Origin of the sequence: Streptomyces albus subsp. albus (genome assembly GCF_000725885.1) — a bacterium.
Lineage (GTDB): Bacteria > Actinomycetota > Actinomycetes > Streptomycetales > Streptomycetaceae > Streptomyces > Streptomyces albus.
Map to the genome: position 1 here is coordinate 85048 of NZ_JODR01000013.1, position 12183 is coordinate 97230.

The window sequence follows — 12183 nt, forward strand, 5'->3', positions numbered from 1 at the left end:
CGGAGGGGTGCCTACCCAGCCAAGACCGGTCTTCTGTGCACGCGCCCCCACAGATGCCCCCATGCGCCGTCCGGGCGCGACTGCTCCCACGGCGCGTGACCGTCCCCGTGCGACAGCGCCCCCCGCGCCCCGCCACGCCCCGCCCGCGCTCCCGTGCCCCCCGGCCGCGACGTCCCCGTAACCGGTCACCCAGGGGAAAGTTGTGATGGTCGTGGAAGAGACCATCACATACACATCTGGAGCGATCACGCGCCCGCACATCCCCGGCCAGCGGACAGCCCCACCCGCCGCCACACCCCTCGAACACGCCGTGCGCTACACCCAGGAGAGGGCCTGGGACGTCTTCCCCGGCACCTGGCTGGAGACGGTCGGCGGCGTCCCCCGGTGCGCCTGCGGAGACCCCGCCTGCCCCGCACCGGGCGCCCACCCATCGCGCGCCCGGTGGGCCGACGAGACGACGGGGAGCGCCACCACCGTCCGCCGGCTGTGGGCCACGGAACCGCGCGCCGCCGTACTGCTGCCCACCGGCCGCGCCTTCGACGTCCTGGAGGTCTCCGAGGCCGTCGGCTGCCTCGCACTGGCCCGGCTGGAACGCATGGAACAGCCGCTCGGCCCGGTCACCAGCAGGCCGGACGGACGCATGGGCTTCTTCGTCCTGCCGGGCGCCGCCGCGAAGGTGCCGCACACCCTGCGCCGGCTGGGCCGGTCGCCCGCCGCGCCGGATCTGGTGATCAGGGGCGAGGGCGACTGGGTGGCGGCACCGCCCACCCGGCTCGGCGCCCGCGGACCGGTGCAGTGGGCCCGCGAACCGAACGCGGCCAACCGCTGGCTGCCCGACGCCGACGAACTGGTGCCCACGCTCGCCTACGCGTGCGGCCGTGAGCCGGCCACGGCACCGGGACGGTGAACGGCGTCGGGGGCTGCGGGGCACAGGAGCGGGACGCAGCCGTACGCGGCGGCGCAGGGCTCCGCGGCGCCCGGAACGGCGGGCGGCGGGGGCGCGGAACGAGAGGGGCGCGGAACGAGAGGGGGCGCGGTTCAGTGACCGGTCGGGAGCGCCGCCTGCAGGAACGGCTCGACGACCCGGCGCCACTCCTCCGGCTGGTCGTAATGGATCAGATGGCCCGCCTCGGTGACCTCGGCGTAGATGCCGCGCGGCAGCACCCGCACCATCTCCTGGGCCTCGGCGCGGCCCAACTCCCCGTCCAGGCCGCGGACGACGAGCGTGGGGCAGCGGACCTGGCCGAGCTCGTCCCAGTGCGCGTCCTGGGCCCAGGTCTCCCGGGCGCGCAGCATCACCCGCGGGGTGAAGACGGGCCGCCAGCCGTCCTCGCCCTCCTCCATCACCTCGGCGAAGAACTCCCCGCGGGAGGGCCGGGAACGCTCCAGCGCCGGATCGTCCTCGCCGAACCACTTGCGTACGTCCCCGAGGGTGGCGAACGGCACCGGCCAGGAGGCGAACCACTGCTCCCACTCGCTCTGCGACTGCTCACCCAGCGCGGAGGCCCGCATGTCGCTGATCACCAGGGCCTGGACGAGGTCGGGGCGTTTGGCGGCGAGCTGCCAGGCGGTCAGCGCGCCCATGGCGTGCCCGACGAGGGCGACCGGTGCCAGACCGAGCTGTTCGAGGGCGGCTTCGGCGTCGGCGACGTAAGCCTCCCGGTCGTAACGGGCATCCTCCGGCTTGTCGCTGCGGCCGTGGCCGCGCTGGTCGAGGGCGACGGCTCGGTAACGGCCGGCGAGCCAGCGGGCGGTGTCCGCCCAGTGCGAGGCGCGGCCCATGAGGCCGTGCAGCAACAGCACCCCGGGCGGTTCGGCGCCCTGTGCTTCGGCGGCCCGTGCGGCACCGGGCCCCTGCCCCGGGGCCTCGGGGGCGGCCGGGCCGGCGAGCCCCTCCGGGCCGGCCTTGGGCGGGTCTGCGAATTCCCAGGCCGCCAGCCGGATTCCGTCCGCGCCCGTCACGTCGATCCGTCGCACCATGCGTGATGACACCCCCTCCTGTGATCGCCGCCTCAGCCTATCGAACCTGTATTCGAACAGCGGATACTCGCGGCGAACACCCCACCTTCGAGTGACATGGTCGCGGGGTTGTCCGGCGTCCCCCGGGGGAGACAGGAACCGGGAGGGCGGCAGATCCTGAGAGCTCGGGGCTCCGGGTCGCCGCGGGGGGACATGGGGAGCCGGGGCTCCGGCCGCCGACGGCGCCGGGGCCCCGGCTGCTCACCGGCCCCGCACCCGGTCGCAGCGCGAGGCCGCCCGCGGAACTCCGCATCGACGGCTCCCTCCCGCCCGGACGCTCGGCAGCACATCCGGTCCCTGGGCGCACTCGTCCACAAGCGACAGCGTGGCATGCCAGACGCACACGCACCGCCGTTCCGGCAACTCTGGTACGGCGGACAGGATTTGGGAAGACGGCGGCCCCCACTAGGCCGAGACGCCGCACCCGCCGGAGCCGGTCCCCTGGGTCGCGGTGAGACGGCCGGCCGCCCGCCCACGGCGACGAAACCCGAGGCCAGCACGCTCGCCGCGCTCCCGGCCCGCGCCTGGTGACGGACACCGGCGAGATGGCTCGGAACTCCCCGTAGGGGGCGCGCGCCGCGCCCCTCCACGCCGTCCCTCCCCGCACCGACGGGAGCAGCCGGATCACACTCCCCGGCGCACACCCCCACCCCGCACACCCCGGACCACACCTCGCCGCCCATCACCCCGCCGAGGCGCCCCACGCACACGCGGGGCACCCCGCACGGACCCGGGACCAGCACCGGGCGCCCCGGGAGAGCACGAGAAGTCGGTACCCACACACCGACGCGAACCGGACGCGCCCCCGCACGGCCCGCGTACGGGCGCCCTGCCCACCCTCCGGGCGGCGCTCCACACACGCAGGAAGCGGACGCCGAAGCACTGGGGCAAGACGCGAGCCGGATGCCAGGCGCCCCCGCACGGCCATGAATCGCCGGCGCCCGCACCGACGCGCACCGGGCGCACCCTGGCGCCGACCTGGGTGCCATGCCCCGCACGGCCGGACGCGCCCCCGCTGACCAGGGCGGCGCTCCCCGTAGGCCGGGGCGGTGCCCCGCACGAACAGGAGGCCGGTACCGGAGCGGAGGGCGACAGCAAGGCGAGCGCCCGGCACCCCGCACGGCCATGAATCGCCGGCGCCCCTCGCGGACGCGCACCGGGTGCGCCCTCGCGCCGACTTGCTGCCGTCCCCCCGCGCGGCTTCCCGGTGCGGCGCCCGCACGCACAGGAGCGAGCAGCAGGAAGCCAGGCGAGCACGGGCTCGGGTGCCACGCACCCCGCACCACCACGGCACCCCGCACCGGCACGAACCGGCTACTTGCCCCCCACGGGCCGGGGCGCCTGCCCCGCCAACCAAGCGCGCCGCCCCGGGCGGACCCGGGGCAGTGGCCGCACACAGGCCCGGGGCGCGGCGCCCCGCACAGGCCCGGGGGTGCGGCGCCCCACGCGGGCCCGCGGCCCCGGTGGGCGCCCCGCACACACGGGAGGCGGGGCCCGGGGGCAGGTGTCAGGGGTGGCTCAGCGCTTGGCGACGAAGACGTGCTGGGCGACGTCCGCGCCCAGCTCGGCCGCCTCGCCGCTGCTGCCCACCTGGACGCCCCCGGCCGGGCCGGCGTTGACACTGACGACGGCCCCGGGCTGGACGCCCGCGCGGCGCAGTGTGTACATCAGCTGGGCGTCCATCTGGATCGGCTCGCCGATGCGGCGGACCACGACCGTCTTGCCGTCGCCGTCCGTGTCCAGGTCGTTGAGGCTGACCAGGCCGTCGTCCAGGAAGGGATCGACGGCGCCCTTCTCGCCCAGTTCCTCAAGGCCGGGGATGGGGTTGCCGTAGGGCGACTCCGTGGGGTGGCGCAGCAGGTCCAGCACGCGGCGCTCGACGGCCTCGCTCATCACGTGCTCCCAGCGGCACGCCTCCGCGTGCACCTGCTCCCATTCCAGGCCGATGACGTCGACCAGCAGACACTCGGCGAGCCGGTGCTTGCGCATGACGCGGGTGGCCAGCCGGCGGCCTTCCTCCGTCAGTTCCAGGTGCCGGTCCCCGGCGACGGTCACGAGCCCGTCCCGTTCCATGCGGGCCACGGTCTGGCTGACCGTGGGGCCGCTCTGGTCCAGGCGCTCGGCGATGCGGGCACGCATCGGGACCACACCCTCTTCCTCCAGCTCCAGGATGGTGCGGAGATACATCTCCGTGGTGTCGATGAGTCCTGACATGCGTAGCCCCTAGTCAGCTCGTGCGGTGGCCCTGCTGGCAATTCTGACGCATCCCACCGACAACCGTGCGGGCCGAAGCCGGGTGGCGCCCGCGCGGGCCGTGTACCGGCGGTTGACAGGAGAAGGTCCAGACCTCACCGTGATCGCGGTACTACGCAACGGGACCGGCAGGGGGCGCGATGGACGAGACGGCGGCACAGGACGGCGGACGGGCGGCGACGCCCGGGACGGCGACGGGACGGGACGAGGAGGCCCCCACGGCGGACCGGTCGGCCGCCGACGACTTCTTCGACGCGGCCATCGCCCTGCTCCAGCAGGTCAGGGACGGTGAGGGAGACGCCGTACGGGAGGCGGGCGCGCTGCTGGCCGACACCGTCGCCGCCGGCGGCCGGGTCTTCGCGTTCGGCGCCGGCCACTCCTCGCTGCCGGCCCAGGACACCGTCTACCGGGCCGGCGGACTGGCCGTGATGAATCTGCTCAACATTCCCGGTGCGGTCGGCGTGGACGTCCGGCCGGCCACGCTCGGCAGCGCGCTGGAGCGGGTCCCCGGGCTGGCGGCGGCGGCCCTGGACTCCAGCCCGGCCCGCGCCGGCGATCTGCTCGTCGTCATCTCCCTCTCGGGCCGCAACGCGCTCCCCGTGGAGCTGGCGATGAACGCCCGCGCGCTCGGCTTGAAGGTGATCGGCATCACCTCTCTCGCCTACTCCCGTGAGACCCGCTCCCGGCACACGACGGGCACCTTCCTCAAGGACCACTGCGATCTGGTGGTGGACAGCCGGATCGCGCTGGGCGACGCGGAGCTGACCGCCGAGGGCGTCGGGGCGCCCTTCGCGCCGGCCTCCACGGTGGTGACGAGCGCGCTGATGCAGGCCGTCGTCGCCGAGGCGACCTGCGCACTGGCGCGGAAGGGCATCGAGCCGCCCATGCTGCGCTCGGGCAACGTGGACGGCGGCCACGACTGGAACGCGCGGGTGATGGACGCCTACGCGGACCGGATCTTCTACCGCTGACCCGCACCGCCGCGCAGCGCGAGCGCCAGGTCCACCGCCGCCGCGACGTGGGCGGTGACCTGCTCGGCGTGGTCGGCGTCCGCTCTGTCGAAGGGGCGCCGGCCGGCATCCCGCAGGAAGGTGACGATCCCCAGGGACCGGCCGCGGCAGCGCAGCACCGTGCACAGTCCGTGCAGGGTGCCCTGCGGCCACTTGCGGGCCCGCGCCCACTCCTGGGCGTCCTGCGCGTCGCTGCCCGTACCGCCGCCGCTGGCCCGTACCGAGGTGCAGCGCTGGTACGCCTGGAGCGCCGGGTGGCCGTCCGGGTAGGCGACGGGGATACCGCTGGCGGTGCCCGGTTCGATGAACGGCATCCGGCCGCGTTCGGCGGCCGGGGTCTGCGCGGCCCGCACCAGCCGGACGGCGCGCGAGGGCAGCGCGTCCAAGGAGGTGTCCCGCGTCGGGGCGGGCTCGGGGCCCGGGTCGGCGGCCAGGTCGAGCAGCGCGTGGTCGGCGAAGCCGGCGAGGGCGAACTCCAGGTGGAGGCGGGCGGCCTCCATCGCGTCCGCGCACTCGGCGGCGGCGCGGGCCGCGCGGTGCAGCCGGCTGTCGCGGAAGCGCAGCCGGGCGGCGGCACGCTCCTCCTCCTTGTGCGCGGTGACGTCCTGGAAGAGCCAGGCGACGCCGAGGGGCACCGGTTCCTCGGCGAGTGGCGAGGACAGCCGCAGGAAACCGCTGCGCCAGCAGCGGCGACGTGCGGACTCCGCCTCCTCGGTGCGTTCCGCGCCGTCCCGGCGCCCGCCGCTCTCCCCCTTCCCGGGGCCGCGCAGGGTGACCCAGAACTCGGCGGGGGCCGGCGGCGCCCCTTCGCCGAGGACGTGCTGGAGGGCGCCTTCGAGTTCCTCCATGCCCTGGTCGAGCAGTTCCCCGAGCGGACGGCCGAGCATCGCGGCGCGGGCGGGGACACGGAAGGCGCGGGCCGCGTGGGTGTTGACGACGGTGGGCCGCAGATCGGCGTCGACCAGGACGACGCCCCAGGCGGCGTCCTCCAGCAGTGCCTCGCTCAGCGCGATGGACCGCTCCAGGTCGATCTGCGCGTGGACCTCGCTGAAGGCGCAGTACACGCCCTTGGCGCGGCCGTCGGCGCCGGTGACGCCGCAGGACTGGATGCGCACCAGCACCCGTCCGCCGTCCTTGGTCAGCAGCGCGACCTCGTGGACGTGCCGGCCGGGCGCCCGCATCGCGCCGAGCAGCTGGCCCTCGATCTCCTCGGCGTCGGCCGCGCGCACCGCCCAGCCGGCCAGCCCCTGGCGGCCGACGGCCTCTTCCTGGGTCCAGCCGAGCATCCGCTCGGCCTCGCGGTTCCAGTGGGTGACCACGCCCTCGGCGTCGAAGGCGCACAAGGCGGCGTCCATGCCGTCGAGCAGCGCGGCGAGCAGGAGCTCGTCAACGGGCCCGCCGGGCCCCGCGGACTGGCCGGGTCCGCCGTCGTCGCCGTCCGAGGACGACGCGGAGTGAGTCTCGGATCGAGCCGCCACCTCGGCACCCCCCTTGGTCGCTGTGTCCGTCGCGGAACGCGACGGCGCATACACGGATCATTGAATCCGAACGTGACGCACCGCACAGCGGGTTCCCGTGAATCGTTGCCGCCCCGAAATTCGTTTGCCGCCGCTCCGGCGGGTGCCTACGGTGTGGGGCACACAGGAAAGGAGGTGATCCGGCTGATGATCAATCACCGGACGTGTGAGGTGGCTGCGGCCTGAGGCCGACGCCACTAGCGTGACGCCGGTTTCGCCGGCCAATCCACAGCAGTCACCCGGCCCGTGGGCTCGTCGGACTCGTCCGACCGACGCCCTCCGCCCCGCGGAGGGAGTCGCTCACGGGCCGTTCTGCGTGCCCGGACGCCCACCTGGGGCGTCCGGGCGACGCGGCCCGGTCAGGGGCAGAGCCGCTCGACGGTCCAGGTGCCGTCCTCGCCGAGGGTGTAGCGCAGCCGGTCGTGCAGCCGGTTCTCCCTGCCCTGCCAGAACTCGACCGTCTCGGGCCGCACCCGGTAGCCGCCCCACTGGGCGGGGGCCGGGACGTCCTCGCCCTCCGGGTAGCGCTCCGCGAGCTGCTCGAACATCCGGTCCAGCTCGGCCCTGGAGGCCACCCGGGAGGACTGTTCGCTGGCCCAGGCGCCCAGCTGGGAGCCGTGCGGCCGGGTGCGGAAGTAGGCGGCCGTCTCGGCGCGGCCGGTGCGCTCGGCCCGGCCGGAGACGATCACCTGGCGGGCGATGCCGTGCCAGGGGAAGAGCAGCGACACATACGGATTGGCGTCGATCTCCCGGCCCTTGCGCGAACCGTAGTTGGTGAAGAAGACGAAGCCGCGCTCGTCGTACTTCTTCAGCAGGACGGTGCGGGAGCTGGGCCGGCCCCGTTCGTCGGCGGTGGAGCAGACCATCGCGTTGGGCTCGTGCAGACCGCTCGCCCCGGCCTGCGCGAACCAGAGCGCGAACTGGGTGAACGGGTCGGGCGCCAGGTCGCTCTCGCTGAGTCCCACGTCGCGGTAGTGGGCGCGCATGGCGGCCGGGTCGAGGGTGGTGGGGCCGGCCGGATCGCCGGCGGCTGCGGCGGCGCGCCCGGCATGGCCGGCTCGGTCGGCGTGATCGGCTTGATCGGAATGATCGGCGTGAGGCACGCCGCTATCTTGCAGCATGCGGGCCCGTCCCGGTCGGACAGTCTGCCCGGTGGACACTTACCGCACACCTGCGGGCCACGAATCGGTCGCTGTGCCTCTTCTCACCCTCCCCGGGCGGGCGGGCGGGGCACCAGAATCCTGCGCGGGAGCTGTGGTGACGGCACACCAAGGGCTATGGTTGCCGCTCCGCCCAGGGTGCTCCGGCCACAGGGCAGCGGAGCGTGACCAGCCGCCGGGGCGGGCATGACCGTGGTGGGGCCCGGTCCGTGAGCCGCGAGGACGGCAGCGGAACCGTTCGCCGCACCGGCACAGCAGACCACGCTGCCCAGCGCAGCCCACGCCAGCAGGTCGTACCGCCGCCGGCACCGCCTTGGCGGCACTCACCGAGGGAGCAGCCAGATGTCCGATTTCGTACCCGGACTCGAAGGGGTCGTCGCGTTCGAGACGGAGATCGCCGAGCCCGACAAGGAAGGCGGTTCGCTCCGCTACCGGGGCGTGGACATCGAAGACCTCGTCGGAAACGTCTCGTTCGGCAACGTGTGGGGACTGCTGGTGGACGGCAGCTTCAACCCCGGGCTGCCGCCCGCCGAGCCCTTCCCCATCCCCGTGCACTCCGGCGACATCCGCGTGGACGTGCAGTCCGCGCTGGCCATGCTCGCCCCCGTCTGGGGCCTCAAACCGCTGCTCGACATCGACGCGGAGACCGCCCGCGACAACCTCGCCCGCGCCGCCGTGATGGCCCTCTCCTACGTGGCGCAGTCCGCGCGCGGCCAGGGCCTGCCGATGGTGCCGCAGAAGGAGATCGACAAGGCCGACACCGTCGTCGAACGCTTCATGCGGCGCTGGCGCGGCGAACCCGACCCCAAGCACGTGGCCGCCGTGGACGCCTACTGGACGTCCGCCGCCGAACACGGCATGAACGCCTCCACGTTCACCGCCCGCGTCATCGCCTCGACCGGCGCCGACGTCGCCGCCGCGCTGTCCGGCGCCGTCGGCGCCATGTCGGGGCCACTGCACGGCGGCGCCCCCTCCCGCGTCCTCGGCATGATCGAGGAGATCGAGCGCACCGGCAACGCCGAGGAGTACGTCAAGCGGCAACTCGACCGGGGCGAGCGGCTGATGGGCTTCGGCCACCGCGTCTACCGCGCGGAGGACCCGCGCGCCCGCGTACTGCGGCGCACGGCCAAGGAACTGGGCGCCCCCCGCTACGAGGTGGCTCTCGCCCTGGAGAAGGCCGCCCTCGCCGAACTGCGCGCCCGCCGCCCCGACCGGGTGCTGGAGACCAACGTCGAGTTCTGGGCCGCCATCGTCCTCGACTTCGCCGAGGTCCCCGCGCACATGTTCACCTCGATGTTCACCTGCGCCCGTACCGCAGGCTGGTCGGCGCACATCCTGGAACAGAAGCGGACGGGCCGCCTGGTACGCCCGTCGGCCCGCTACGTGGGACCCGGCCCCCGCGACCCCCGCGAGGTGGAGGGCTACCCGGGCTGAGCCCGGCACGCACCGTCTCCGCCACCTGGTGCGGTGACGGAGACGGTGACATCACCCCGCGCGGCACGGGACGCCCGCCCCCTACCCGGCCACCTTCTGGATGAAGGCGGCCCACTGGGCGGACGGCACGGAGAGGACCGGGCCGCGCTGCTCCTTGGAGTCACGGACGTGGACCCTGCCGGGGGTCTGCGCGACCTGCACGCAGTTGCCGCCGTCCGGTCCGCTGTGGCTGCTCTTCCGCCACGAAAGCCCGCGGTTCATCCCTCACCTGCCACATGCCGGACGAAGACCGCCCACTGGACGGACGGCACGGAAAGGATCGGGCCGCGCTGCTCCTTGGAGTCACGGACGTGGACCCTGCCGGGGGTCCGCGCGACCTCCACGCAGTTGCCGCCGTCCGAGCCGCTGTAGCTGCTCTTGCGCCATGTGAGCTCGCGTCTCATCGCTCACCTGCCACATGCCGAACGAAAGCCGCCCACTGGACGGACGGCACGGAAAGGATCGGGCCGCGCTGCTCCTTGGAGTCACGGACGTGGACCCTGCCGGAGGTGTGCGCGACCTCCACACAGTCTCCGCCGTCCGAGCCGCTGTAGCTGCTCTTCCGCCATGCGAGCTCGCGTCTCATCGCTCACCTGCCACATGCCGAATGAAGACCGCCCACTGGACGGACGGCACTGAAAGAACCGGGCCGCGCGTCCGCTTGGAGTCACGAACATGCACGGCGGCCGATGTGCGTGCGACCTCCACACAGTCGCTGGAGCCGGACGAGCCGCTGTAGCTGCTCTTGTGCCACAGCAGCTCCCGCTTCATCGCTCACCTGCCAGGTGCCGGACGAAGACCGCCCACTCGCGTGGCGGTACGGAGAGGACCGGGCCGCGCTGCTCCTTCGAGTCACGGACGTGAACTGTGCCGGGGGCGCGCGCGACTTCTACGCAGTTGCCGCCGCACGAGCCGCTGTAGCTGCTCTTCCGCCATGCGAGGTCAGGCCTCATTGCTCGCCCGCCACGTGCCGAACGAAAGCCGTCCACTGGCCGGACGGCACGGAAAGGATGGCACCGCACTGTGCCTTTGAATCACGGACATGGACCGTGGCGGGGGTGTGCGCGACCTCCACGCAGTTGCCACCTTCCGGCCCGCTGTAGCTGCTCTTGAACCAGGACAGTTCGCAAGTCCGGGCTGCCTCGTGCTCGTTCCTCATCGTTCTCCCGCCAAGTGCCGGATGAAAGCGACTGACTCCTCAACGTTCAGCGCCTGCGATCGCAGCTTGCCATACCTCAAAGCGAACGCACTTACGTGAGCCGGGTCGCTGACGACATGGCCGATTCCCTGAGACTCGAAGTAGCCGTACCGCTTGTGCTTCGCCGTCTCAACCAACACCATCGCGCCGTGCAGGCCAGGATGGAAGCCCGCACCGATAGGCATGACTTGGATGGCCACATTGCGAAGTTCCCCTTGGGCGAGGAGGTGGCGATACTGCTCGCGCATGGTCTCGGGGCCACCCAGTTCCTGGCGGAGCGCAGCTTCACCGAGAACGAAACAGAAGTCCACAAGCGGGCTTCGAGTGAGCAGCTTCTGACGGCTCAACCGCACATCGAGACTGTCATCGATGTCCTCATCGTCGAACGTCGGAACGTGCCCCTCGAACAGGGCGCGAGCGTATGCCTCCGTCTGCAACAGCCCCGGGACCAGCAGCGGGTCGTAGTCGAAGCGACTCGTAGCCTCCATTTCGATCAAGGCGAAGTCGCGGAAAAATGGGGGCAGCTTGGCGAAGTCCACGTCGTCCTGGAGGGTGGCCAGGACGCCGCCCGCGTTCAGGACGCGTTCCGCCGCTTCCGTGAGCGGCGCCTTCGCCGGGCGGCGGCCCTGCTCGACGGATGCGAGCTGTTCCGCCGAGTAGCCGAGGAGCGGGGCCAGGGCCTCCTGGGAGTAGCCGGCGGCCAGTCGGAACTTGCGGAGGAGTTTGCCGTAGCCGACCCAGATGCCGGGGCGGTCGTCCTCGCGTTTGCGTTGGTGTGCGGTGTCCGCGGTGCGGGGCGAGGGGACGGCGCGGCCGTCCTTCTTCCGGTTCGGCCCCGGGGCCGGGGTGTTCTGTTTCGTGACGGTCATACGCTCACGTCCTTGTGCGGCGCCCTCGACGGGTCTCAGCGTCAACGCCGTCAGCCGTGGCGTGGTCACGGCGTCCGGCCCGTACATCCCCGCGCAGAAGGCGTACCGCGCCGTACCCGGGGGCGGGGCACGTACTTCCGACCTGGCTGACGCTGTCCGCGTGGCGGGACCGTCACAGCATGGATTCGCGAACAACCGGGGTGCGCCAGGGCGCGCCACCACGGGGTACGGCCCCGGCGCAGTTCACCGTGCGGCTCAGTTCGACTCCGCGCGGGGCACGGCTCGCACGCTTGTCGGCCACCCGGTGGCTGGACGAGCACGGGGTGCCGTTCCGGGGTGCGGCGTCCCGTACGGCGGCGGTGGTCGTGGCGGAGCTGGCGTCGAACGCGGTGCGGCACTGCGGCGGCACCGGGCGCGATTTCCGGCTGCGGCTGGTGCTCGGCGTGGGGCCGTCGGCGGCGGGCGGGACGCTGCGGGTGGAGGTCACCGACGCGCGGGCGGACAAGCGGCTGCCGCCGGGGCTGCCGCAGTCGTCGTCGGGGCGCGGGCTGGTGCTGGTGAACGCTCTCGCGGAGCGCTGGGGGGTGCGGGTGAACGACGCGGTCACCAAGACGGTGTGGGCTCAGCTGAGGCTGCCGGCCAGCTCCGTCGCGGTGCGGGGCGGGCGGGAACGGGGGTGAGGGC

15 protein-coding genes are annotated in these 12183 nt (G+C 73.4%); 4 read left to right on the forward strand and 11 right to left on the reverse strand.

The window, feature by feature from the left end; genetic code table 11:
- Nucleotides 1–205: 205 nt before the first annotated feature.
- Nucleotides 206–907, forward strand: coding sequence for a bifunctional DNA primase/polymerase (locus IO40_RS0115875; protein WP_016472473.1), 702 nt, complete (start codon nucleotides 206–208; stop codon nucleotides 905–907).
- A 131-nt stretch (nucleotides 908–1038) separates the two neighbouring features.
- Here the strand turns inward: IO40_RS0115875 and IO40_RS0115880 are convergent, their stop codons facing one another.
- Together IO40_RS0115880 and IO40_RS0115885 are read right to left on the reverse strand one after the other, a co-directional pair.
- A complete protein-coding gene (locus IO40_RS0115880) occupies nucleotides 1039–1980 on the reverse strand; it encodes an alpha/beta fold hydrolase (protein WP_031026573.1) in 942 nt (313 codons plus the stop codon).
- A gap of 1557 nt (nucleotides 1981–3537) precedes the next feature.
- A complete protein-coding gene (locus IO40_RS0115885; protein WP_016472470.1) occupies nucleotides 3538–4233 on the reverse strand; it encodes an iron-dependent transcriptional repressor DtxR in 696 nt (231 codons plus the stop codon).
- A 179-nt stretch (nucleotides 4234–4412) separates the two neighbouring features.
- On the opposite strand from IO40_RS0115885, the gene IO40_RS0115890 reads away from it, so the two are divergent.
- Nucleotides 4413–5243 (forward strand): SIS domain-containing protein, encoded by an 831-nt coding sequence (locus IO40_RS0115890; RefSeq protein ID WP_016472469.1) that lies wholly within the window; start codon nucleotides 4413–4415, stop codon nucleotides 5241–5243.
- On the opposite strand, the gene IO40_RS0115895 is transcribed toward IO40_RS0115890, so the two are convergent.
- Both IO40_RS0115895 and pdxH read right to left on the reverse strand, forming a co-directional pair.
- Complete coding sequence (locus IO40_RS0115895; protein ID WP_030406767.1) at nucleotides 5234–6760, reverse strand: PAS domain-containing protein; 1527 nt, start codon at nucleotides 6758–6760, stop codon at nucleotides 5234–5236. The two genes, IO40_RS0115890 and IO40_RS0115895, sit on opposite strands and share 10 nt — an antisense overlap.
- 398 nt (nucleotides 6761–7158) lie before the next feature.
- Nucleotides 7159–7785: a pyridoxamine 5'-phosphate oxidase gene (gene pdxH / locus IO40_RS0115900; protein ID WP_030406766.1), complete on the reverse strand. Its 627-nt coding sequence runs from the start codon at nucleotides 7783–7785 to the stop codon at nucleotides 7159–7161.
- Nucleotides 7786–8301: 516 nt separating this feature from the next.
- Here pdxH and IO40_RS0115905 point away from each other — a divergent pair.
- The gene (locus tag IO40_RS0115905) at nucleotides 8302–9393 is read left to right on the forward strand and encodes a citrate synthase 2 (RefSeq protein WP_016472466.1); all 1092 of its coding nucleotides are present in this window, start codon (nucleotides 8302–8304) and stop codon (nucleotides 9391–9393) included.
- Between the two features lie 81 nt (nucleotides 9394–9474).
- Here IO40_RS0115905 and IO40_RS0115910 read toward each other — a convergent pair whose 3' ends face one another.
- The 7 genes from IO40_RS0115910 to IO40_RS0115925 are packed head-to-tail and all read right to left on the reverse strand — an operon-like array spanning nucleotide 9475 to nucleotide 11499.
- Nucleotides 9475–9654, reverse strand: a complete 180-nt coding sequence (locus IO40_RS0115910) for a DUF397 domain-containing protein (RefSeq protein ID WP_031175611.1) — start codon at nucleotides 9652–9654, stop codon at nucleotides 9475–9477.
- Nucleotides 9651–9836 carry a DUF397 domain-containing protein gene (locus tag IO40_RS0115915; protein ID WP_031175612.1) on the reverse strand — a complete coding sequence of 62 codons (186 nt, stop codon included), beginning with the start codon at nucleotides 9834–9836 and terminating at the stop codon, nucleotides 9651–9653. The genes IO40_RS0115910 and IO40_RS0115915 overlap by 4 nt, the downstream gene beginning before the upstream one ends.
- Complete coding sequence (locus IO40_RS35900; RefSeq protein WP_078659725.1) at nucleotides 9833–10018, reverse strand: DUF397 domain-containing protein; 186 nt, start codon at nucleotides 10016–10018, stop codon at nucleotides 9833–9835. Before IO40_RS35900 ends, IO40_RS0115915 begins: the two co-directional genes overlap by 4 nt.
- Nucleotides 10015–10203: a DUF397 domain-containing protein gene (locus tag IO40_RS35905; protein WP_078659724.1), complete on the reverse strand. Its 189-nt coding sequence runs from the start codon at nucleotides 10201–10203 to the stop codon at nucleotides 10015–10017. Before IO40_RS35905 ends, IO40_RS35900 begins: the two co-directional genes overlap by 4 nt.
- Nucleotides 10200–10385, reverse strand: a complete 186-nt coding sequence (locus IO40_RS35910) for a DUF397 domain-containing protein (protein WP_031175613.1) — start codon at nucleotides 10383–10385, stop codon at nucleotides 10200–10202. The genes IO40_RS35905 and IO40_RS35910 overlap by 4 nt, the downstream gene beginning before the upstream one ends.
- Nucleotides 10382–10591, reverse strand: a complete 210-nt coding sequence (locus tag IO40_RS35915; protein ID WP_078659723.1) for a DUF397 domain-containing protein — start codon at nucleotides 10589–10591, stop codon at nucleotides 10382–10384. The genes IO40_RS35910 and IO40_RS35915 overlap by 4 nt, the downstream gene beginning before the upstream one ends.
- Entirely contained in the window at nucleotides 10588–11499 is a 912-nt protein-coding gene (locus IO40_RS0115925; RefSeq protein ID WP_031175614.1) for a helix-turn-helix domain-containing protein, read from the reverse strand. The genes IO40_RS35915 and IO40_RS0115925 overlap by 4 nt, the downstream gene beginning before the upstream one ends.
- Nucleotides 11500–11678: 179 nt before the next feature.
- Between IO40_RS0115925 and IO40_RS0115930 the strand changes: the two genes are divergently transcribed.
- On the forward strand, nucleotides 11679–12179 hold the full coding sequence (locus IO40_RS0115930) for an ATP-binding protein (RefSeq protein ID WP_031175615.1): 501 nt from the start codon (nucleotides 11679–11681) through the stop codon (nucleotides 12177–12179).
- The last annotated feature ends 4 nt before the right edge of the window (nucleotides 12180–12183 follow it).

Excerpts from the sequence above, each read along its gene's own strand:
- pdxH (WP_030406766.1), bottom strand. The coding sequence starts at position 7,785 with ATGCGCGCCCACTACCGCGACGTGGGACTCAGCGAGAGCGACCTGGCG.
- IO40_RS0115930 (WP_031175615.1), top strand. The coding sequence starts at position 11,679 with ATGGATTCGCGAACAACCGGGGTGCGCCAGGGCGCGCCACCACGGGGT.
- IO40_RS35905 (WP_078659724.1), bottom strand. The coding sequence starts at position 10,203 with ATGAAGCGGGAGCTGCTGTGGCACAAGAGCAGCTACAGCGGCTCGTCC.
- IO40_RS0115910 (WP_031175611.1), bottom strand. The coding sequence starts at position 9,654 with ATGAACCGCGGGCTTTCGTGGCGGAAGAGCAGCCACAGCGGACCGGAC.
- IO40_RS0115905 (WP_016472466.1), top strand. The coding sequence starts at position 8,302 with ATGTCCGATTTCGTACCCGGACTCGAAGGGGTCGTCGCGTTCGAGACG.
- IO40_RS0115880 (WP_031026573.1), bottom strand. The coding sequence starts at position 1,980 with ATGGTGCGACGGATCGACGTGACGGGCGCGGACGGAATCCGGCTGGCG.
- IO40_RS35900 (WP_078659725.1), bottom strand. The coding sequence starts at position 10,018 with ATGAGACGCGAGCTCGCATGGCGGAAGAGCAGCTACAGCGGCTCGGAC.
- IO40_RS0115890 (WP_016472469.1), top strand. The coding sequence starts at position 4,413 with ATGGACGAGACGGCGGCACAGGACGGCGGACGGGCGGCGACGCCCGGG.
- IO40_RS35910 (WP_031175613.1), bottom strand. The coding sequence starts at position 10,385 with ATGAGGCCTGACCTCGCATGGCGGAAGAGCAGCTACAGCGGCTCGTGC.
- IO40_RS35915 (WP_078659723.1), bottom strand. The coding sequence starts at position 10,591 with ATGAGGAACGAGCACGAGGCAGCCCGGACTTGCGAACTGTCCTGGTTC.
- IO40_RS0115885 (WP_016472470.1), bottom strand. The coding sequence starts at position 4,233 with ATGTCAGGACTCATCGACACCACGGAGATGTATCTCCGCACCATCCTG.
- IO40_RS0115875 (WP_016472473.1), top strand. The coding sequence starts at position 206 with ATGGTCGTGGAAGAGACCATCACATACACATCTGGAGCGATCACGCGC.
- IO40_RS0115925 (WP_031175614.1), bottom strand. The coding sequence starts at position 11,499 with ATGACCGTCACGAAACAGAACACCCCGGCCCCGGGGCCGAACCGGAAG.
- IO40_RS0115915 (WP_031175612.1), bottom strand. The coding sequence starts at position 9,836 with ATGAGACGCGAGCTCACATGGCGCAAGAGCAGCTACAGCGGCTCGGAC.